This window comes from Streptomyces sp. NPDC001880, from assembly GCF_053594575.1.
On record NZ_JBSFET010000001.1, the window covers coordinates 148,030 to 168,508 of the forward strand.

The 20,479-nt window shown below is 71.8% G+C and carries 20 protein-coding genes and 1 pseudogene; 9 read left to right on the top strand and 12 right to left on the bottom strand.

Annotated features, from left to right (window positions below; all coding sequences use genetic code 11):
- Positions 1-50: 50 nt before the first annotated feature.
- Positions 51-719: a winged helix-turn-helix transcriptional regulator gene (locus ACWCQ6_RS00725; protein WP_451084597.1), complete on the bottom strand. Its 669-nt coding sequence runs from the start codon at positions 717-719 to the stop codon at positions 51-53.
- An 86-nt stretch (positions 720-805) separates the two neighbouring features.
- On the opposite strand from ACWCQ6_RS00725, the gene ACWCQ6_RS00730 reads away from it, so the two are divergent.
- Both ACWCQ6_RS00730 and ACWCQ6_RS00735 read left to right on the top strand, forming a co-directional pair.
- Positions 806-2,017, top strand: coding sequence for a pyridoxal phosphate-dependent aminotransferase (locus ACWCQ6_RS00730; RefSeq protein ID WP_451084598.1), 1,212 nt, complete (start codon positions 806-808; stop codon positions 2,015-2,017).
- A 13-nt stretch (positions 2,018-2,030) separates the two neighbouring features.
- Positions 2,031-2,681 carry a peptidase gene (locus tag ACWCQ6_RS00735; protein ID WP_451084599.1) on the top strand — a complete coding sequence of 217 codons (651 nt, stop codon included), beginning with the start codon at positions 2,031-2,033 and terminating at the stop codon, positions 2,679-2,681.
- Positions 2,682-2,956: 275 nt separating this feature from the next.
- Here the strand turns inward: ACWCQ6_RS00735 and ACWCQ6_RS00740 are convergent.
- The 3 genes and pseudogenes from ACWCQ6_RS00740 to ACWCQ6_RS00750 form a co-directional block, all read right to left on the bottom strand.
- Positions 2,957-3,042, bottom strand: a pseudogene (locus ACWCQ6_RS00740).
- Positions 3,043-3,074: 32 nt separating this feature from the next.
- On the bottom strand, positions 3,075-3,806 hold the full coding sequence (locus ACWCQ6_RS00745; RefSeq protein ID WP_072483100.1) for a DUF7873 family protein: 732 nt from the start codon (positions 3,804-3,806) through the stop codon (positions 3,075-3,077).
- Positions 3,807-3,876: 70 nt separating this feature from the next.
- Positions 3,877-4,287, bottom strand: coding sequence for a RidA family protein (locus tag ACWCQ6_RS00750; protein WP_451084600.1), 411 nt, complete (start codon positions 4,285-4,287; stop codon positions 3,877-3,879).
- Positions 4,288-4,530: 243 nt separating this feature from the next.
- On the opposite strand from ACWCQ6_RS00750, the gene ACWCQ6_RS00755 reads away from it, so the two are divergent.
- Both ACWCQ6_RS00755 and ACWCQ6_RS00760 read left to right on the top strand, forming a co-directional pair.
- Positions 4,531-5,037: a DUF3574 domain-containing protein gene (locus ACWCQ6_RS00755; protein ID WP_451084734.1), complete on the top strand. Its 507-nt coding sequence runs from the start codon at positions 4,531-4,533 to the stop codon at positions 5,035-5,037.
- A 73-nt stretch (positions 5,038-5,110) separates the two neighbouring features.
- Positions 5,111-5,422: a hypothetical protein gene (locus tag ACWCQ6_RS00760; RefSeq protein ID WP_451084601.1), complete on the top strand. Its 312-nt coding sequence runs from the start codon at positions 5,111-5,113 to the stop codon at positions 5,420-5,422.
- A gap of 28 nt (positions 5,423-5,450) precedes the next feature.
- On the opposite strand, the gene ACWCQ6_RS00765 is transcribed toward ACWCQ6_RS00760, so the two are convergent.
- From ACWCQ6_RS00765 to ACWCQ6_RS00775, 3 genes are all read right to left on the bottom strand, one after another.
- Positions 5,451-6,749, bottom strand: a complete 1,299-nt coding sequence (locus ACWCQ6_RS00765; protein ID WP_451084602.1) for an SWIM zinc finger family protein — start codon at positions 6,747-6,749, stop codon at positions 5,451-5,453.
- A complete protein-coding gene (locus tag ACWCQ6_RS00770; protein ID WP_451084603.1) occupies positions 6,746-9,679 on the bottom strand; it encodes a DEAD/DEAH box helicase in 2,934 nt (977 codons plus the stop codon). Before ACWCQ6_RS00770 ends, ACWCQ6_RS00765 begins: the two co-directional genes overlap by 4 nt.
- Positions 9,680-9,769: 90 nt before the next feature.
- A complete protein-coding gene (locus tag ACWCQ6_RS00775) occupies positions 9,770-10,771 on the bottom strand; it encodes a slipin family protein (RefSeq protein WP_451084604.1) in 1,002 nt (333 codons plus the stop codon).
- 225 nt (positions 10,772-10,996) lie between these two features.
- Between ACWCQ6_RS00775 and ACWCQ6_RS00780 the strand changes: the two genes are divergently transcribed.
- Positions 10,997-11,344, top strand: a complete 348-nt coding sequence (locus ACWCQ6_RS00780) for a hypothetical protein (RefSeq protein ID WP_451084735.1) — start codon at positions 10,997-10,999, stop codon at positions 11,342-11,344.
- Positions 11,345-11,374: 30 nt separating this feature from the next.
- Here ACWCQ6_RS00780 and ACWCQ6_RS00785 read toward each other — a convergent pair whose 3' ends face one another.
- Together ACWCQ6_RS00785 and ACWCQ6_RS00790 are read right to left on the bottom strand one after the other, a co-directional pair.
- Positions 11,375-12,070, bottom strand: coding sequence for a class I SAM-dependent methyltransferase (locus ACWCQ6_RS00785; RefSeq protein ID WP_451084605.1), 696 nt, complete (start codon positions 12,068-12,070; stop codon positions 11,375-11,377).
- Positions 12,071-12,132: 62 nt separating this feature from the next.
- A complete protein-coding gene (locus ACWCQ6_RS00790) occupies positions 12,133-13,347 on the bottom strand; it encodes a PucR family transcriptional regulator (protein WP_451084736.1) in 1,215 nt (404 codons plus the stop codon).
- 186 nt (positions 13,348-13,533) lie between these two features.
- On the opposite strand from ACWCQ6_RS00790, the gene ACWCQ6_RS00795 reads away from it, so the two are divergent.
- Genes ACWCQ6_RS00795 through ACWCQ6_RS00805 form a run of 3 tightly spaced genes read left to right on the top strand, consistent with a single transcriptional unit; the run spans position 13,534 to position 17,567 of the window.
- A complete protein-coding gene (locus ACWCQ6_RS00795; RefSeq protein ID WP_451084606.1) occupies positions 13,534-14,433 on the top strand; it encodes an SGNH/GDSL hydrolase family protein in 900 nt (299 codons plus the stop codon).
- Between the two features lie 5 nt (positions 14,434-14,438).
- Entirely contained in the window at positions 14,439-16,430 is a 1,992-nt protein-coding gene (locus ACWCQ6_RS00800) for a hypothetical protein (RefSeq protein ID WP_451084607.1), read from the top strand.
- A gap of 39 nt (positions 16,431-16,469) precedes the next feature.
- Positions 16,470-17,567: a tyrosine-protein phosphatase gene (locus tag ACWCQ6_RS00805; RefSeq protein ID WP_451084608.1), complete on the top strand. Its 1,098-nt coding sequence runs from the start codon at positions 16,470-16,472 to the stop codon at positions 17,565-17,567.
- A gap of 68 nt (positions 17,568-17,635) precedes the next feature.
- Here the strand turns inward: ACWCQ6_RS00805 and ACWCQ6_RS00810 are convergent, their stop codons facing one another.
- Positions 17,636-18,763 (bottom strand): ADP-ribosylglycohydrolase family protein, encoded by a 1,128-nt coding sequence (locus ACWCQ6_RS00810; protein WP_451084609.1) that lies wholly within the window; start codon positions 18,761-18,763, stop codon positions 17,636-17,638.
- A 79-nt stretch (positions 18,764-18,842) separates the two neighbouring features.
- On the opposite strand from ACWCQ6_RS00810, the gene ACWCQ6_RS00815 reads away from it, so the two are divergent.
- Positions 18,843-19,121, top strand: a complete 279-nt coding sequence (locus ACWCQ6_RS00815) for a DUF6343 family protein (protein ID WP_451084610.1) — start codon at positions 18,843-18,845, stop codon at positions 19,119-19,121.
- Between the two features lie 39 nt (positions 19,122-19,160).
- Here the strand turns inward: ACWCQ6_RS00815 and ACWCQ6_RS00820 are convergent, their stop codons facing one another.
- Positions 19,161-19,529, bottom strand: a complete 369-nt coding sequence (locus tag ACWCQ6_RS00820; protein WP_451084611.1) for a tetratricopeptide repeat protein — start codon at positions 19,527-19,529, stop codon at positions 19,161-19,163.
- A gap of 86 nt (positions 19,530-19,615) precedes the next feature.
- The gene (gene coaE / locus ACWCQ6_RS00825) at positions 19,616-20,218 is read right to left on the bottom strand and encodes a dephospho-CoA kinase (protein WP_451084612.1); all 603 of its coding nucleotides are present in this window, start codon (positions 20,216-20,218) and stop codon (positions 19,616-19,618) included.
- Between the last annotated feature and the right edge of the window lie 261 nt (positions 20,219-20,479).

The following is a 20,479-nucleotide window of genomic DNA, read 5'->3' on the forward strand; positions in this document are numbered from 1 at the left end:
GCCGGTGGCCGCCCGGGAGCCGGCGGCGGGAACTCCTCCGGGCCGGGCCGTCACTCGCCGCGCAGCTCGGCGGCGAGCGGCCCGTCGCCCGACACCTCGGCGCGGCCGTCCTTGACGGCCTCGGCGAGGGTCAGCCCGCCCCTCGCCAGCTCCAGGCAGGCCTCGACGTCGAGTGCGATACGGGCATCGGCGCGGGCGGCGGGACCGTCCCCGTAGACCGCCGCTCCGTCCTGTGCGCCACCGGCACGCACATGGAACTCGCCTTCCTCCAAGTGGACTTCGATGATTCCGGCATGGGCCAGCCCGTCCAGGGCGCGCAGCAGCGGGAGGGCGAACCAGTGGGCCCGCACCGCGTCGGTGGCGCGCCGTTCGGCCAGCGCGGGCGCACCCCACTCGGCGAGCGCGGCGAGTACCGGCATCAGGCCGTGGCCGCGCTCGGTCAGTTCGTAGACCGAGGCGGCGGCCGGCGGCGGGAGCCGACGGCGGGTGGCGAGGCCGCTCTGCTCCATGTCCCTGAGCCGGGAGGCGAGCACGTCCGTACTGACACCGGGCAGGTCGGCGTGGAGGTCGGTGTAGCGGCGGGGGCCCGCCAGCAGTTCACGGACTATCAGCAGGGTCCATCGGTCGCCCACGGAATCGAGGGCGCGCGCGGTGGCGCAGAACTGGTCGTAGCTGCGGCGGCGGACCGGGCGCGTTGCGGGCTGTTGCTGACGTGGCATGCGACGCAGTCTAGACATGTTGTTGGACTTTCCAAGCCCGAGCTTGGTAAAACCAAGTATCGCAATCAGGTCGGGGAGGCCACCGCATGGAATTCCGGCAGTCCAGCAAGCTCGACGAAGTCTGTTACGAGATCCGGGGCCCGGTCATCGAGCACGCCAACGCCCTGGAGGAGGCGGGCCACAGCGTGCTCCGGCTCAACACCGGCAACCCCGCGCTCTTCGGTTTCGAGGCGCCGGAGGAGGTTGTCCAGGACATGATCCGGATGCTTCCGCAGGCCCATGGCTACACGGATTCGCGCGGCATCCTCTCCGCCCGCCGGGCGGTGGCGCAGCGCTACCAGGCAATGGGGCTGGCGGACGTCGGGGTCGACGACGTCTTCCTCGGCAACGGCGTCTCCGAGCTGATCTCGATGGCCGTCCAGGCGCTGCTGGAGGACGGCGACGAGGTGCTCGTCCCGTCCCCCGACTACCCGCTGTGGACGGCGGTGGTGACCCTCGCGGGCGGCAAGCCCGTGCACTACATCTGTGACGAGGCCTCGGACTGGAACCCCGACCTCGCCGACATGGCTTCGAAGATCACCGACCGCACCAAGGCCGTCGTGATCATCAACCCGAACAATCCGACCGGCGCCGTCTACCCGCGCGAGATCCTCGAAGGCATTCTCGATCTGGCGCGCAGGCACGGCCTGATGGTGTTCGCCGACGAGATCTACGACCAGATCCTGTACGACGACGCCGAGCACCACAGCGTGGCGGCCCTCGCCCCCGACCTGGTCTGTCTCACCTTCAGCGGCCTGTCCAAGACGTACCGCGTGGCGGGCTTCCGCTCCGGCTGGATGGTGGTCTCCGGCCCGCAGCAGCACGCCCGCAGCTATCTGGAGGGGCTGACCACGCTCGCCTCCATGCGCCTGTGCCCCAACGCGCCCGCGCAGTACGCCATTCAGGCCGCGCTCGGCGGCCGGCAGTCGATCCGGGACCTGGTGGCGCCGGGCGGCAGGCTGTACGAGCAGCGCAACCGGGCCTGGGAGAAGCTGAACGAGATCCCCGGGGTGTCCTGCGTGAAGCCGAAGGGCGCGCTGTACGCGTTCCCGCGCCTCGACCCGAAGGTGCATCGCATCGTCGACGACGAGAAGTTCGTACTGGATCTGCTGCTGCGGGAGAAGATCCAGGTCGTACAAGGAACCGGCTTCAACTGGCCGCGGCCCGACCACTTCCGGATCCTCACGCTCCCGTACGCTGACGATCTCGACGCGGCGATCAGCCGCATCGGCCGCTTCCTGACCGGATACCGCCAGTGATCGGACACCCACGGTGACCTGCTCCACATGCCGCTTTCCCGTCCATACCCAGTTCGCCTCGGCCGAGCTGGTCGGCCCGATCGTGGAGGAAGGGCTCGATCCGGCCTCCGACCCGGCCTGGGCTCAGTCGGGAGCACGGTCACCGGCCGAGTACGCGCGCTGGGCGGGTCATCTGTGCGGTATGACCTGCCTGCGCATGGCGCTCGGCGCCGGGGCCCCGTCTCTGTTCGCGCTGCGCGACGGGGCGCTGCGGTACGGCGCGTACACCGAGGACGCTCAGGGCGGGATCCGGGGTCTGGTCTACGCCCCCTTCGCCGAGTACGCACGCGAGGTGCACGGCGTGGACGCCACGGTGCACCGCCGTCTCACGCCGGAGGAGATCATCGGTCTGCTGGACGGCGGCCGTACGGTCATGGCCTCGGTGCACTACGGAATCCGGCACCCCGGGCGGCCGGCCCCGGGGCGGGGCGGGCATCTGGTCCTGCTGACGTCCCGTACGGCCGACGGCACGGGCGTCCACTTCCACAACCCGTCGGGCACGACGGCCAGGACGCGGGCCGCTGAGCTCGCGCTGCCGGACTTCGAGCGCTTCTTCGCGGGGCGCGGGGTGTCGCTTCCCGCGAGCCGCGCGTCGTCCGGAACGGGAGCGGGCCCGGGGGCGTAGCCGGCCCCCGAGCCCTGGTGTGCCACCCGTTCGGCACGCCGACACTTTTAAGGACCCGTGTCAGGTTTATGTCGCCGCGTCCTGCCTTTAGACGACCGCAGATCGAAGCTCTGCGAGCCGGAGTCGAACCGGCATCTCGACGCCCATGGGCACGGGCCCGTTTGATTCGGCGATGGGTGGCGAATGCTGAGTCTGGAGCAAGAGTCTGAGATTGATCGCGGTCTGCCTCTTCCATTTGGGCTACCCCGGCCCGTTGATGTGCGGGCGGCACGGAATGCCGGGGGGAGGACTCGAACCTCCACTGGAACCGCGTCGTCACGACAAGCTTCAGTTTCAGCTTGCGCTCCTCGCGCACCCCGGCCGAAATGAGTCGGCCGGGGAATCAATGGTCGGTCACCCGAAGAGGTAACCGAATACCGCATCACCCACCCGCTGGTCGGTGACGTCCGCGCCGTTGGCCTCCTCACGGGCGTACTTCACGGCCTGCTGGAGCTTCTCCACCCGGTCCAGCAGCTCGTTGACGCGCCGCGCGGGGAGGGCGCCGGAGAACTTCACCGTCGTCCAGTACCCGATCGGGACGTCCTCGTAGTACACCTCGACCTGCGCCGGGTGCTTGTCGGTGGCCTCCGCCTTCACGTGGTTGCGGGGCACCTTCTTCGTACGGAGGGTCCGCACCGGCTCGGTCTTCCAGGAGTCCGTCGACGGGTCCTGGGTCCAGGCCTCCGCGGCGTCGAGCACCGGAAGCTTGCGGACAAAGGTGTTGAGGTCCGTCAACTGCTTCTCCAGGAAGAGCAGATACGAGACGGGAACGTCGCTCACGAGCACCCGCCCGTCGACCTTCACGTCCGCGCGGGCCGTGCAGTTGGCCCAGTCCTTCGTGGCGGTCACATCGAAGAGCCGGGTCAGGGTCGCCGCGGTCTCCCGCAGCACGTCCTCGGCCTTGATCTGCACCAGCGTCGACTCGGGCGGCAGCTGCTCGCCCTCCTCGTCCTTCGGCTGGTACGTCCGGGAGATCCCGGCCAGCAGACCGGTCTTCTGGAGGCCGTGATGAGCCGCCGTCAGGTCCTGGTGAGCCTTGGACTTGACGCCCTTCTCCACTGCGATGATCTGATTGAGTTTCGCCACATCGGGGAAGCTAGCAGCGCCGAGTCGTCCGGGCCAAACGCTTTCCGTATTACCCGTTCTTCGGACTGGTTCAGGCGGGCAGCGCCGCGGTGAGGTCGACCTCGATGAGCTGTCCGGAGAAGCCGAGCCCCGCGACGCCGAGGAGCGTGCTCGCGGTGCTGAAAGCGGGCCCTATGACCGAGCCGGTGAGCCGGCGCCAGGCGGCCCCCAAGACCGTGACGTCGTCGCTGACCACGTAGATCACTGAGCGGACGACCTGCGCCGGTCCGGCCCCCACGGCGCGGAGTGCGACGAGTGCGTTGTCCGCGACCTGGTCGATCCGGGCATCGAGGTCGCCCGGACCCACCAGAGTGCCGGAGCGGTCGAGCGGGCACTGCCCGGCCATATACGCGGGCCGGCCCGCTTCCACGACGGTGATGTGGTGATAGCCGGGCGTGGGGTGCAGTTGCTCCGGATTGATCCGGGCGATCTCCGAGGTCATGGGGCGATTGCGACGCCCCGTTCCTCGGGGCACAGCAGGATTTCACCGGCCCCGGACCGACCCGTGCGAGTGGTTTCCGCCGGACGCCCATGTCCTTGCCGCTGTCCGGCGGGGGCCACTTGTCACAGTGAGGCCGCGTGTCCGCACCACCCGGCCCGCGGGCTCTCCCCGGCCCCCCCCATATGGACACCACCCGTCACCGCCTCCACCAGGCGCCGAACGAAGGTCCCTGCCTTGTCTCGTATCTCCCTCTTCCCCGTTGCCCAGCACCGCACCGGCCCGAAGCAGCGCACCGCGCTGACCGCGACGGCAGTCGCGCTGGCCGTACTGGCCGTGGGCACGCCCGTCGCATACGCCACGCTCGGCGGTGAAGCGCCCGCGGCCTCGCAGTCCGAGGCGTCGGCCCTTGCCACGCGCGGGCGTGCGTACATCGAGACCCGGCTCTTCTTCGGCACCCAACGTTCGGACGGCAGAACCGATGTGACCGATCACCAGTTCCTGGCATTTATCGACGAGGAGGTCACGCCGCGCTTCCCGAACGGGCTGACCGTCCAGGACGGCCGGGGGCAGTGGCGGAACTCCAACGGGGTCATCGAACGGGCGCGCAGCTACGAACTGATCCTGCTCTACCCCGCGTCCGAGGCCCGTGTGCGCGATGCCCAGATCGAGCGGATCCGCGACGCCTACGAGAATGCCTACGCCCAGGACTCGGTGGCCCGGCTCGAAGAGCGCACGACCGCCGACTTCTGACCCCGGGCGCGACCCGGTCGGGTACTGTGCCTCGGCCGGGTACGGGACACGCGCCGAACGGGGAACGATCCACATGGGCACGCCAGTACGCCACTTCACGGCCACGACACCGGATGGTCAGGTGTTCACGGTCAATATCGAGCGGGACTTCCGGTACGACCCGTACCGCGACTTCGTGGTCTGTGCGCACTGCGACTGGTCGCCTTCACTGCTGACGACGGCGAGGATCTCCGACATGGCCTGGGAGCATCTGGCGTCGGTGCACGGCGCCGACCGGGGCCGGACCGACCAGGAGAACGAGGGGTTCCGCAAGGCCCGGCTGATCGTGCTGCCGATCGTCGCCGTCTTCCTGATCGGTCTCCTCGTCTATCTGCAGAGCTACTGAGACCCGCGGCCCGGCCCCGGCCGGGGTATCAGCCCCCGCTGAGCTCCATGAGCGCGCTCACCGGGTCGGTGTCCGGAGTGGCGCGGGGCCACCAGTCGTCCTCGCCCGGCTCGGATTCGTAGCCGTACCAACGGCCGTCGTGGCCGAAGCGGAGCTGGAGCGTGCCGCCGGGGTGTGTGAGGTGGTTGCGCCGGGGCTGGAAGCGCGGGAAGCCGGCTGCCGCGAGCGCGGGGCGGGCCCGGTCGAAGGGGCCTGCCGGGGGGTCCCAGGGGGTTTCGAGGACGGCCAGCCCGTCGGCGCCGCCCTGGCGCCAGGCCGCGACCGCCCTGGCCAGGTCGGTGGTGGTGCGGCCGGTGGCGTACGCCAGCTCGCGGTAGAGGGCGCGGGTGGTGGCGGTGAGCCCGGCGGTGGGGCGGGACGCGGCCAGACGTACCGCGTCCTGCCAGGGGGTGAGTCCGGCCAGCGGGTCGTTGCCGGTGGTGAGGAGCTCGTGCGCGCGGGCCGCCGCGTCCGTGGCGAGGTGGTCGAGGGCGAGCGGGTCCCGTGCACCGGGCAGGCTCGGGTACGCGGGTGGCTGTGCGGGATGCGGCGGCACCGGCAGCGGGGCGGGGAGCGGCGGGAAGAAGCGCTCGGCGAGGGCCTCGCTCGCCGGTACGGAAGGTGTGGCGGGGGCCGCGGGGCGTTCCCTGGCAAAGTGCGCGGCGTTGCGCCGGCCCAGCTCTGCGAGCAGTTCCCGTTCGCCCCGGCCGCGCAGCAGCAGGAGGACGAACGGGTCGGCGTCCAGGAGCCGCGCCATCTGGTAGCAGAGCGCGGCCACGTGCTTGCAGGGCCGGCCGTGGTCCGGGCAGGAGCAGCCGGGGTCGAGGTCCCCGGCGGCGGGCAGCAGCCCGATGCCGGCCTCGGCCGCCGTGTCGGCCAGCGAGTGCGGCATCTCCTTGGTGAGCAGCGCGGCAAGATGACCCGGCCGGGCCGCGACCGCGTCGAGGAAGGTGTCCCAGTCGGGGTCGGCGAGGGTCCGCAGCCGCAGCTCGCAGCGGTAGGGGCGGGGGCGGCTGCCGTGGACGTAGGCGACCACCCGGCCGGGGGTGATGGTGATCGCGGCGACCTTGCCGCTGTCGGCGTACGTACGGCCGCGGGCGAGCCGGCCCTCGTCCATCGAGAGGGATTCCAGGGCGGTCACCCAGGCACGGCCCCACCAGCTGTCCGCGAAGGGTCCGTCGCCGGTGCGGGGCGGAACGGCCTCGAAGGTGCGCCGCAGGTCGTCGGGGCCGGGGCGCGGGCGCACGGCGGAGCGGGGGTCGTGGCCGGTGTGCGGGCGGGGGCTCATGCCGGCCTCCGGAGCGAGACGAGATCGGCCAGATCGCGGTCGCTGAGTTCGGTCAGCGCGGTCTCGCCGGTTCCGAGGACCGTGTCGGCCAGGGCGCGCTTCGCCTCCAGCAGCTCGCCGATCCGGTCCTCGACCGTGCCTTCCGCTATCAGCCGGTGGACCTGCACGGGCTGCGTCTGGCCGATGCGGTACGCCCGGTCCGTGGCCTGCTCCTCGACGGCTGGGTTCCACCAGCGGTCGTAGTGGATGACGTGGGCGGCCCTGGTGAGATTGAGTCCGGTGCCCGCCGCCTTGAGGGAGAGCAGGAAGACCGGGACCTCGCCGGACTGGAAGCGGTCCACCATCCGCTCCCGCTCGGCAACGGGTGTGCCGCCGTGCAGGAGCTGGGAGGGGACGGCACGCGAGGCGAGATGGGCGGAGAGCAGCCTGGCCATGGTCACGTACTGGGTGAAGATCAGGACGGAGCCGTCCTCGGCGAGGATCGTGTCGAGGAGTTCGTCGAGCAGGGCGAGCTTTCCGGAACGGCCGACGAGGCGGGTCGGCTCCTCCTTCAGATACTGGGCGGGGTGGTTGCAGATCTGCTTGAGCGAGGCCAGCAGCTTCATGATCAGGCCACGTCGGGCGATGCCCTCCGACGCCTCGATGAACGCCATCGTCTCGCGGACCGCCGCCTCGTAGAGCGTGGCCTGTTCGCGGGTGAGGAAGACGGGGTGGTCGGTCTCCGTCTTGGGCGGCAGTTCGGGGGCGATGCCCGGGTCGGACTTCTTGCGGCGCAGGAGAAACGGCCGGACCAGACGGGCCAGCCGTTCGACCGCTTCGTCGTTGGCCAGTCCGGCGGCCGTACCGGTGTTCTCGACGGTGCGGGCGTGCCGGGCGCGGAAGGCCTTGAGGGGGCCGAGCAGTCCGGGAGTGGTCCAGTCGAGCAGGGCCCACAGCTCGGAGAGGTTGTTCTCCACCGGGGTGCCGGTGAGCGCGACTCGGGCGGGGGCCGGGATGGTGCGCAGCGCCTTCGCCGTGGAGGACTGGGGGTTCTTCACATGCTGGGCCTCGTCGGCGACGATCAGTCCCCAGTTGTGGCCCGCCAGTTGCGTGGCGCTGGATCGCATCGTGCCGTACGTGGTGAGAACGAAGCCGCCGTCGGGCCCGGCGAGGGTGCGGTCGGTGCCGTGGAAGCGGCGCACGGGGACACCGGGAGCGAAGCGGCTGATCTCGCGGTGCCAGTTGCCCAGGAGGGAGGCGGGGCAGATCACCAGGGTGGGCGCGGGGCGGGCGCGGTGCAGATGGAGGGCGATGAGGGTGATCGTCTTGCCCAGGCCCATGTCGTCGGCGAGACAGCCGCCGAGGCCGAGCGAGGTCATCCGGTCCAGCCAGGCCAGGCCGCGCAGCTGGTAGTCGCGGAGCGTGGCGTCCAGGCCGGGCGGCGGGACGATGGTGGTGTGGTCGGCGGTGATGCGCTCGCGGAGTGCGGCCAGTGCTCCGACGGGCACGGCCTCGACCTGTTCGCCGTCGACCTCGGCGGTGCCGGTCAGGGCGACGGCGAGGGCGTCGACCGGATCGAGCAGACCGAGCTCCCGCTTGCGCGCCTTGCGTACGAGCGCGGGATCGACGACGACCCATTGGTCCCGCAGACGCACCACCGGCCGGTGGGCCTCGGCGAGGATGTCCATCTCCGCCTCGGTGAGCTGCTCGCCGCCCAGCGACAACTGCCAGTTGAAGGCGAAGAGCTGCTCGGCATCGAAGAACGAGGTGCCGTCGGTGGCCGAGCCGGGTGCGGGCCGCACGACGGCGGAGGCGGTGAGCGAGCGGACGAGCTCCCTGGGCCAGTGAACGCTCACTCCGGCCGCCGCCAGCCGGGCTCCGGCGTCGCCGAGCAGCTCGTACAGCTCGTCCTCCGTCAGGGCGAGTGCGTCGGGCACCGGCTGGTCGAGCAGCCTCTCCAGCGGCCCCCAGACGCGGGCTGCGCGGCGCAGGGCGAGCACGGCGTCGATCCTGGCCCGCGGGCCGAAGGGCTCGCCCGCCCCGCCGTTCCACAGCGCGGCGGCGTCGGTGACGTAGGTCGGGTCGGCGAGGCTGTGCACCTGGGTGATGGCAGCGGCGGCGTGCCGCGTGGCACCTGGGGCGCTGCCGTCGGGGCCGATGGCGTCGTCCGCATCGGCCCTGTCGTCGGCCCGGTCGAAGAGTTCGTACGCGGACAGGTCGAGGCGCAGCGACACCCGTACGCCCGCGTCGAGCCCGGCCGCGACCTCGACCGCCCAGTCACGGGCTCCCGGCAGGTGCTGGGCCTCACGGGCCGCGAAGGGTGCCCCCATCGCGTACGCCGCGGCGGGCGTACGGGGCAGGGTGTCGGCGACCGCGTCGAGGAACGAGCCGAGCAGCCACTGCGGGTCGGGGATCCGGAGCGGCGTGCGGTCCGGCAGCGGGACCGCATGGCCCTCGGCGGGCATGGCGGCGGCTATCGCCCGGAGATGGGCGATGTCCTCGGCATCGCGCGGCCCGGCCCGCCAGGCGTCGTGGTCGTCGTCCGTCAGACCGGGGAGCAGTCTGCCGCGCGCCGCCAGGTCGAGCGCCTGGAGCGCGGCGGCGCCCCAGCATCGAGTGGCGGGGTGGGCGGAGACCTGGTGCCGGGCCCGGGCCAGCAGCGGGAGCGCGGCGGCGACGGGCAGCAGGATTGCGGGCACAGTGCGCCGGCGGACGCCGTCCCCCTTCCCGTGCCGGCGGACGACGGTGATCTCCCCGGCACGCGCACCGTGTGCCGGACTCCCCGGGTCCGCGGGGTGTCCGCAGACCTCGCCCGGATCCGGGAGGGCACCGCCGTCGGGATCCCAGAAGGCGATGTTCCCGGCCCTCGGCAGCGGTGCGGGCAGGAAGACGGCGGCGCATCGCAGGAGGCGGCCGGCGGACGCGTCCTGCTGGTGTTGTGCCGTGGCCATCGGTACCCCTCCCCTCCCGCGCCGATCCTCTTGACCGCCTCGGTCCTCATGGCTCCTGCGAGTCTAGGCGGGGGGTCCGACAACCGGTCTTCAGTGCTTGGCCAGCGGCTTCGGACGGGAAGGCCGTGCGGGAACAGCGGCCGGGGGCGGGGGCGCGGGCACGGACGCCGGCGGCCCCACGGCCGACGGCTGCTGCGGCCTCGGCTGGGCCTGGGCGGGGCGCTGGGCCTGCGCGGGGCGCTGCGGCCGGTCTGCGGGGCGGGGCGCCTGCGCATGGCGCTGCGGCTGGGTCGGCCGCGGCGGCTGGGCGCTCTGCGCGGGCGGGGTCGGCTGCTGCTGTGCCCGCTCGAGGAAGCGGAGCAGCTCCACCGGGAACGGCAGCACCAGCGTGGAGTTCTTCTCCGCAGCGACCGCCACCACCGTCTGCAGCAGACGCAGCTGGAGCGCGGCCGGCTGGGCGGACATCTCCCCCGCCGCCTCGGCGAGCTTCTTCGACGCCTGGAGCTCGGCGTCCGCGTTGATGACCCGGGCACGCCGCTCACGGTCGGCCTCGGCCTGGCGGGCCATGGAGCGCTTCATCGTCTCCGGCAGCGAGACGTCCTTGATCTCCACCCGGTCGATCTGCACGCCCCATCCGACCGCAGGACTGTCGATCATCAGCTCAAGGCCCTGATTCAGCTTCTCGCGGTTGGACAGCAGATCGTCCAGATCGCTCTTGCCGATGATCGACCGCAGTGAGGTCTGTGCCATCTGCGACACCGCGAACCGGTAGTCCTCGACCTGGACCACGGCGCTCGCCGCGTCGACGACCTTGAAGTAGATGACCGCGTCCACCCGCACCGTCACGTTGTCCCGGGTGATCCCGTCCTGTGCCGGCACCGGCATCGTGACGATCTGCATGTTGACCTTGCGCAGCCGCTCGATGCCGGGGATCACCATGGTGAAACCGGGTCCTCGTACTTCGTCACGGAGCCTGCCGAGCCTCAGCACGACGCCCCGCTCGTACTGCTTGACGACCTTGGCCGCCGCAGCCAGGTACAGCGTGCCCACCGAGGCCGCCGCCACTATCGCGATCACGAGATCCTGGACCATGACGGCCCCCTGAAAGCCGAAAACTGACCGAAGACAACCGAATCAAACGAATCAAACGATTCAGCCGCTATTACCACGGTATGCCCAGTCTCAACCAATATGAACACGGACGGGCCGCTGCCGCAGCGGCCGTCCCCCCGCCCGGTCGCGCACCGGATGCCGGGGCGCCGAGGAGGGGGCAGGGTGTCCAGCGTCAGCACGTACTCCGTAGACGAGGACCCGCCCATGCCCGTGATCGCTCACCGACGCCGCCGCCTCGGCATCGCAGCCGGGACCGCGCTCCTGACCCTCACCGTCGCAGGCTGTTCCGGCCTCGGCCGGACCGCGGTCGGGCCGATCACCTACACGACGGAGCGGGGCGCCGTGATCATGGTCAACAGCCCGTCCGTGAAGGGCTGCCACCGGCTCGCACCCTCGGGTGCCACGGCGGTGAACAACAACACCCTGGTCGACATCATCCTCTACCGCACGCGCGACTGCACCGGTCCGGGGACGACCTACCTCGCAACGACGCTCAGCGATGTCAACGGGCTCTCCGCCCTGCCGTGGCGCAGCTACAGCACGGTCCACTGACCGGGCGCCGCGTCCGGCACGGTCCGCCGTCTACGCGGGCACGGCGCGCACCCACATTCCGTCGTCCGTGAGATACCGGTCGACGGTCAGGCCCGCCGCCGCCAGATGTCCCTCGAACTGTTCCTTCGACAGCTCCCGCGACCGGAACGTCTGGGTCCAGCGCGCGTCGTCGAAGACGTACTCGGCATGCACCGAATCCACTCCGTCCCCCACGGGCTCCGCCGAGACGATCCGTACGGTGTATCCGTCCGGATGGGTCCTCTCCCGTGGCAGGTTGCTGTGGTAGTCGGCGCCCTCGCGCTGGATGAGCACCACGCCGCCGTCCTTGACGTGCTTGCGGCAGGTCCGCAGCATCCCCTCGCGCACCCGGTCATCACCTGTGTGCACCAGGAACGATGCCAGCATCACCACGTCGAACCTCTCCTCGCCGAGGTCCAGCGACTCGATGGGGCTGCGCACGGTGCGGGCGCCCCTGATGTGCTCCAGCATCTGCGCCGACTCGTCCACGGCGGTGACCTCGAAGCCGCGTTCGATCAGCGGATGAGTCACCCGGCCCACGCCGCAGCCCAGCTCCAGAATGCTCGCCCCGGTCGGCACGGCGGCGGCGATCACCTCCGGTTCGTCGCCGACGGACAGCCGTCGGTACAGCTCGACGGCGCAGCCGTCCGGCGTGATCGCGCCGGGGCCCGTCCCTGAATAACCCTCACGCACCAGTTGTCCGCTCATATACCGCCGAACGAACGGCCGTTGGCGGTGGTTCCGGCCGCGGACACCACCCCGTTCCCGTTTCACACCGACCGACGGGCGACCAGTGCCGCGCTGATGTGCTGGAGATCGGCCGGGCGGGCCGGGGACAGGCCGGTCAGCCGGTCGATGCGGCGGATGCGGTAGTCGACGGTGTTCGGATGGATGTGCAGCGCGGCGGCGGTGGCCCGCCGGTCCAGGCCCAGTTCGAGATACGTCTCCAGGGTGCGCAGCAGCTCCGGCTTCGCCTCCAGGGGCCGCAGCAGCTGGGCGAGCTCGTGCAGGGCCTCGCTGGGCCGGCTGAGCTGGTACTCCAGCAGGACGTCGGCCAGCCGGTACAGGCCGGGCGGCCGGCCCGTACGGGCGATCAGATCGACGATCTCGGCGTTACGGGCCACCGCGGCCGGCACCGCCCCCGGCTCGGCGGTCTCCGCCGCGGCGGTGATGGGCACACCCGCCGCGCGGGCCGCCTCCTCGATCAGCGCGCACAGGCCGTCCGGTCCGCGCCACGGCGGCGGTGGTTCGGCGGCGGGCAGCAGCACCGTGCCGCCGGAGGCGTCGAGGGCGGTGAGCACCGGCGTACCGGCGAAGTGGTCGAGGGCCGTGCGGACGCGGCGGATCTTGCGCCGGGCCGCGACGCCCGCGCCCGGCCCCGGTGACTGGCCCAGCTCGTCGGGGTGCGGGGCCAGCGCGAGCGTCATCGTGAGGTAGCGGGCGGCCGGGCGCAGTCCGGTGCGGTGGACGAAGCGGTCCAGGGGCTCGCCGATCAGCAGGGCTGCCATCAGGGCGTGCCGGCCGCCGTGTTCCTGACTGTCGAGGATCTGCCGGGCCTCCAGGTACGCGCTGCTGACGGCGGAGGTCAGCTGCTGCTGAAGGACCATGATCCGGTCCATGATCTCCAGGACGGTGGGGAGATCGCCGGGGAGCGCCCCCTTCGCGGCCTCCTGCCAGCACATCGCCGTGCCGACCTGGTAGGCGGTGAGGATGGCGTCCAGCGGCACGCCCTCCTCGGCGCGCTGGGCCGCCGAGTCGCGCTGCTGGGCGAGTTCGGCGTCCGTGGCGGGGCGGCGGTGCTCGACGACATCGGCGAAGAGCCTCAGGTTGTGCTGGACGATGTCGGCGATGTCGCCGGAGATCTCCTCGTGCGGCAGTCCCGCGTAGACCGGCAGATCGGTCAGCAGCCGGGCGACGACACGGCCGGTCAGGGCCGGGACGCGGGCGCGCAGCTGCGCGGCCACCGGGCGCCCGGCGATGGACAGCGGCCGGTCCTCCGGCCTTTCCGGGGCGCCGTGCTCCCCCGTGATGACGAGCGGCCGATTGTCACGCGTCACAAGTTCCCCCGCAGAAGTCTGCGTTACCCACCAGTTAAACGACGGCAGTTGAGTCTGCATGATGACCGGCGTCACACGCCATGTCACGTCCCGCCCCCACCGTCGGAGGATTCCGTGAACCTGCCGCAGCACAAGGGCTTCTGTCGATCCGTCAGGACTATCGTGGGCGCGCTCGCCCTGGCCGGTCTGGCCGTGGGAACCAGCGCGGTTCCGGCATCCGCAGCCGAGGACGGCACCACTACCTATGTCGCGCTCGGCGACTCCATGGCCTCCGGGCCGCTCATTCCGGACGTCACGGGGCCGGTGGCCTGCGGCCGCTCGACGCACAACTACCCGCACGAGCTCGCCGAGCGCCTCGGTGCGTCGCTGCGCGATGTCACCTGCAGCGGAGCCTCGTCCAAGCACATGACGGAGAAGCAGTCGCTGTCGCTGCTCGACATCCCGATGGGCTCGGCCCCGCCCCAGTTCGACGCGCTGCGCCCGGACACCGACCTGGTGACGCTGACCATCGGCGGCAACGACACCGGTCTGGTCGGCATCGCACAGAAGTGCACCACCCTCGACCCGAACGCCACCCCGTGCAAGGAGAAGTACAACGAGGGCGGTGTGGACCAGGTGGGCCGGCGCATCGCGGAGTTCGCGCCGAAGCTGGGCGTCGTACTGGACTCGATCCACCAACGCTCGCCGCACGCCCGGGTGATCGTCACGGGTTACGGCCTGTACATCAAGCCCGGCGGCTGCTGGCCGCTGCAGCCGGTCCTCCCGGTGGACGCCGACTTCCTCCAGGGCAGCGTCGACCGGATGAACGCGGTGATCGCCGAGCAGAGCGCGGCGCACGGCGCCGAGTACATCGACCTCGCCACGCCGAGCAAGGGCCACGACTCCTGCCAGGCCCCGTCGGACAAGTGGATCGAGGGATACGTGCCGACCGCGGCCGCCGCCCCGCTGCACCCCAACCGGAACGGTGAGGCGAACTACGCCGCCATCATCGGCGCGCACGTCCAGGGGAGCTGACCCCGTTGCAACACCGCCTGCTGCGCGGGCTGCTGGCGGCGGCGCTCGGCGCCGCCGCCCTGCTCGTCCCGGACGCCCCCGCGGCACGGGCCGCCGGTCCGTCCGGGCCCGGCTGCGACCCGCTGGCGCCCTCAGAGTGCCTGCTGCCGTTCCCGAACGACTGGTACACCCGGCCCGACCCGGCCACCGACACCGGCCGCCGGGTGTCCTTCGGCGCCGCCACGCTGCCGCGCGCCGCGGCCGGCCGGCCCGTCGACCCGACGGCCTGGAACCGGTCCGACGGCTTCTCCCCCGGCTCGACGCTGATCGCGCACGTCCCCGGTCTCGACCCGGCGGCGACCGGCACCGCCCCGCTCACCGACATCGGCCGCTCCCTCGCCCCGGACGCCCCCGTGGTGCTGATCGACACCCGGACCGGGGAGCGGTGGCCGTACTGGGCCGAGGAGGACGCCAACGCCACCGACCCCGCGCGCCGTGCCCTGCTGATCCATCCCGCGCGCAACTTCCGCGACGGCCACCACTACGCCGTCGCCCTGAGGCACCTCAAGGACGGCACGGGGCGCACGATCCCGGCCGCTGGGCCGTTCGCCGCGGTCGCCGGGCAGCCGCTGCCCGCCGGGCATCCGCTGCGCGCCCGGCAGCAACGGCTGCGCCCGGCCCTCAAAGCCCTGCACAGGGCCGGGGTGCGGTCCGAAGGGCTGTACCTCGCCTGGGACTTCACCGTCGCGAGCACCCGCAGCCTCACCGGCGACCTCTTCACCGTCCGCGACGACGCGTTCCGCCGGCTCGGCAGCCGTTCGCCCGCGTTCGCCGTCACCGGTGTCACCGACTTCACGGCCGACCAGGACCCCAGGATCGCCCGGGAGGTGACCGGCCGGATCAGCGTGCCCGGCTATCTGGACCTGCCCGGCGGCCCGCCCGGCTCCGTACTGCACCGCGGCCGCGACGGCCTGCCGCGGCAACTCCCGGGAAGCACCCAACTCGCTTCGTTCCGCTGCGAGATACCGCGCTCCGCTTTCCGCACCCCCTCGCAACCCGCGCTCTACGGTCACGGCCTCCTCGGCCGCCGCTCCGAGGTCGGCGCAGGCAACGTCAGGGCGATGGCCGCGGAGCACAACTTCACGTTCTGCGCGACGGACTGGATCGGGATGGCCGAGGAGGACATCCCCGTGGTGCTCGGCGCACTCGCCGACCCCAGCCATTTCGCAGCCGTTCCCGAACGCAGCGAGCAGGGCATGCTGAACGCCCTCTTCCTCGCCCGCGCCCTGATCCACGCCGAGGGGCTGACCGCCGACGCGGCCTTCCGCGACGCGGACGGCCGCCCGCTCGTCGACATCCGGCACGGTATCGGGTACGACGGGAACAGCCAGGGCGGAATCCTCGGTGGTGCCCTGGTCGCAGCCTCGCCCGACATCCGGCGCGGGGTCCTCGGAGTCACCGGCATGAACTACGGCCTGCTCCTCAACCGCAGCGTCGACTTCGCACCGTTCCAGCAGGTCCTGGACCTCTCCTACCCGGACAAGCTGCGTCAGCAGATCGTCCTCCAGCTGTTCCAGATGTTGTGGGACCGCGGCGAGACCAACGGGTACGCGAACCACCTCACCGACCGCCATCAGGTACTGATGCACATCGCGTACGGGGACCACCAGGTCGCCAACGCGGCGGCCGACGTGGAGGCGCGCACCATCGGCGCCCGGCTGATCACCCCGGCGCTCGCGCCGGGCCGCAGCCCGGACACCGTCCCGTACTGGGGCATCAGGACCGTCGCGTCCGGCCGACTGCCGTACCGGGGCTCCGCGATGACGGTGTGGGACAGCGGCACGCCCACCCCGCCACTCACCAACACCCCGCCCGCCGGGCCGATTTACGGCCACGACCCGCATTCGGACCCCCGCAATTCGTCGGCCGCCCGTCAGCAGAAGGCCACCTTCCTGACCACCGGCCGTGTCATCAATGTCTGCGGCAACACGCCGTGCACCGCCGCCCCCACCTCCTGACACCCCCGCCCCCCGACAGGGATGCAGACAAGGAGCACCATGCGCACGCACCGCATCACCCAGGCAGCCGTCGCGGCAGTTCTGCTCGCCGGCACGGTCCTCGCCCCGCCCGCCCTCGCCGCCACTCCCGCCGGCGCGCCCGCGGCGAGCGCCGAAGCCCATGCGCGGGCCGCCGCCGTGCCGTTCACCGCGGCCACAGCCAAGCGCGCCGCCGACGGCAGTTACACGCTCTCCTGGTCCTCCGGCGCCGGTTCGGTGACCGTCACCGCCGTCACCTCCCCCGACGCCACCACCGGCACCCCGGTGGGCACCGCCCCCGGCACCGGTTCACTGACCGTCCCCGCCGGAACCCTCGCCGAAGCGGGACGCTGGTACTTCCGGCTGGTGCCGGACAGCGGCTCGCCGCTCGTCGTCGCCGAACGCTCGCTCGGGATCGCGTCCGCCCGCAACTTCCGCGACATCGGCGGCTATCGCACCACCGACGGGCGCTGGGTGCGCCCGGGTCTGGTCTACCGCTCCAACAAGATCAACAGCCTCACCGACGCCGAGCAGCAGCGCCTGCTCTCCCAGCGCCTCACCCTCGATGTGGACCTGCGCAACACGGTGGAGCGACGCGACGACCCGGACCGGCTGCCCGCCGGTGTGAAGTACCAGGTCGCCGATGTGGTGTCGCTCAGCCACGGCATCCGCTTCCACGACTCGGCGCTGATGACACTGGCCGAGGCCATCGCGGCCGGACTGTTCTCCGGCTCGTCCGACCTCGGCCAGTCCATCGGCTACCCGTTCATGGTCAACTTCGTGGGCGCCGACTACGCCTTCCGCGACCTGCTCACGGCCGTCGCGACGAACAACACCGGCGCGACGGTCTACCACTGCAGCTCGGGCAAGGACCGCACCGGCTGGAGCACGGCCGTCCTGCTCACCCTGCTCGGCGTCCCGCGCGAGACCGTCGAGGCGGACTTCCTCGCCAGCAACGACTACCTGGGCAACCCGAAGGCCGTCGAACTGAGCTGGCTGCGCGCGGCGTTCGACGAGATGGAGCATTTGTACGGCGACTTCGACACCTACGTACGCGAGGGCCTGAAGCTCGACGACGCGACGGTGGCCGCCCTGCGCAACAAGCTGCTGACGGACTGACCAGCCGTCAACACCCGGTGTACTGAAGGGTGGTGCCCCCCGCCGGCGAACGGCGGGGGGCGCCACTCTCAGTACGCCGGGTAGCGGTCGGCCGGCCAGGCGACCGCGTGCTCGAACTCCACGCACAGATCGTCGGCCAGCTCGGTGATCACGCCCCGGCCCTCGGTCGACACCAGCCAGGACGGCGGAAGGTGTACGTCCCCGTGGCGCGCGCCGAGAAGGTTGCCGCAGACCGCACCCGTGGAGTCGCTGTCGCCCGAGTGGTTGACCGAGAGCAGCAGCGCCCCGGCCACCTGATCGGCGCGGGGCAGCACGAGGGCGCAGTACACGGCGATGGCAAGGGCCTCCTCGGCGACCCAGCCCGCGCCCAGCGTCTCCACCTTCTCGCCGGTCGGCGCGCCCTGCGCGGCCAGGTCGACGGCGGCACGCAGCGCCGTCGACGTCTCCTCGTGCCCCTGGTGGTGGCGCAGCAGCTCCATGGCCCGCAGTACGGCGCCCTCCGTCGAGTCGCCCTCCATGAGGTGCGCGACGATCGCGGCGAAGGCCCCGGCAGCGTACGCTCCGGTGGGGTGGCCGTGGGTGATCTGCGCGCACCAGTAGGCGAGCCGGAAGGCCGCCTCGGCGTCCTGGCCCACCAGCCCGAAGGGGGCGGACCGCATCACCGTGCCACAGCCCTTGGACCCGGTGTTGACGGGTCCGGGCTCACCGAGCCGGCCCTTCGGTTCGGGGACGTGGCCGGTCGCGAGCCCGGTCAGGCAGGCATTGCCGGGGGCCCGGCGTGCATAGAGCCAGGGCTGCTGCCTGAGCCGGCCGGTACGCACCGGATCGTCGCCACCTCGGGCCGGCGGAGCAGGGTGGTTCTGGGTGTCCAGCCAGCGCAGATAGGCGTTCCGTACGATCCGGGTCTCGGCGCCGGAGTCCTCGGTGTCACCCTTCGACATCGCCCGGGAATGGGCCCTGATCAGCCCTTCGGCGGTGAACAGGGTCATCTGTGTATCGTCGGTGACCCGCCCGGCGACCCCCTCCTCGTCCGGGAGCAGCCCCTGTACGCCGTACTCACCGTGCGCGCGGCGGATGCCGGCCAGGGACAGGAACTCCACCGGATTGCCCAGCGCGTCCCCGATCGCCCCGCCCAGCAGACAGCCCCGGACCCTCGCGCTGCGGCCTGTGCGGTCCTCCCACGATGTGCCGTTCACGCACGCTCTCCCAATCCGGTGTCGACAGGTCGTCCCAAAAAGCCGTCGCGGGTCCATCCTGGTAGGAGAGGCGATCTCCATGCGTACCGGCAATGAACCGACGACTGCCCGCAGTCCACTGCGACTGCGGCTCTGCCTGAGTCTATGGGGGCTGGCCTGGGCCGTCTTCGGCCTGGCCGCCTTCACGATGACCGGCCGGCCGGGCTGGGCCGCCGCCTGCGGCCTGCTGCTCCTGCTGGTCCTCGTGGACCTGACGGTGATCGTGCACCACATGCACCAGGGCCCGCACTACCAGCCCGGCCGCGATGTCCCGCCGTACGAGCCCGACCACGGCGGGCGCGGCAGGTACGGGCACTGAACCGGGCCGGGCGCGCGCACACCCGCCCGGCGCCGTACGTCACTCCTGGGCCGGGAAGCGTGCCGCCTTCAGATACTCCGGGTTCGGGTCGAGCGCGGCGGCCAGCCGGAAGTGGCGGGCGGCCCGGTCGGTGCGGCCGGAGCGCTCGAAGGTGCGGGCCAGCGCGAAGTGCGCGAAGGCGTTGTCCGGTTCGCGTTCCAGGACGAGTTCGAATTCGAGCTCGGCGGGACGCAGCTGGGCGGCGGCGAAGAACGCACGGGCGCGCAGCAGCCGGGCCGCGGTGTTCTCCGGATGGGCCGCGATCACCGAATCCAGCAGTCTCACCGCACCACGTGGGTCACGCGCCGCCAGCAGGTGTTCGGCGGCGCGGAAGTCGATGACGTCCGTCTCCGGGGTCCTCTCGGGCACGGTCTCGTCCTTTCCTTCGCCACCGGGTTCACAACGCCCGGCCGGGGTCCGGTATTCCGCGGCGGGACCGGCGTGCCGGCTGTCGGTCAGCCGGCCGCGGCCCGCTCGGTCAGCTCCGCCCAGACCTTGCGGACCTGCGGCTCCAAGTCCTCCAGCGGCCCGTCGTTGTCGATGATCAGGTCGGCCACGGCCCGGCGCTGCTCCCGGGTGGCCTGGGCGGCCATCCGGGCGCGGGCCTCGGACTCGGTCATGCCGCGCAGCCGTACCAGCCGGTCGAGCCGGGTCGTGGGGCTCGCGTCCACGACGACGACCAGGTCGTAGAGCGGCGCCAGGCCGTTCTCGGTGAGGAGGGGTACGTCGTGGACGACGACCGAGTCCGGCCCCGCGGCCCGCTCCAGCTCGGCGGAGCGGGCGCCGACCAGCGGGTGGACGATCGCGTTGAGCGCAGCGAGCCGGTCGGCGTCGGAGAAGACGATCGAGCCGAGCTTCGGCCGGTCCAGAGTGCCGTCGGCGGTGAGGACACCGGCGCCGAACTCGTCGACGACGGCCGCGAGCCCGGGGGTCCCCGGCTCGACGACCTCGCGGGCGATGCGGTCCGCGTCGATCAGCACGGCTCCGTATCCGACGAGCAACCGTGACACTTCACTCTTGCCGGCGCCGATCCCACCGGTCAGACCCACTTTCAGCATGACCGGCAGCCTAGCCCCGACAGGCAACGTTCGCCCCGTCTCGGCGGGCAAACGCTGCCTGCCGCGGCCTGGGGCGTGTTTCGAAAGTGGCGTCGTGCGCCCGGAGGGCGGGGCCGGGGGCGTTTGGTGCGTGCGATCGCGAGGCGGAGGGAGGAGAGCGCAGCGGGCTGCGCCAACGACCGACAACGCGGCGAGCACTGGGGTCTCCCCTGCCCGAGCGAAGCCGAGAGCTTGGGGAGTACCGGACGCCCCCGACCAGGC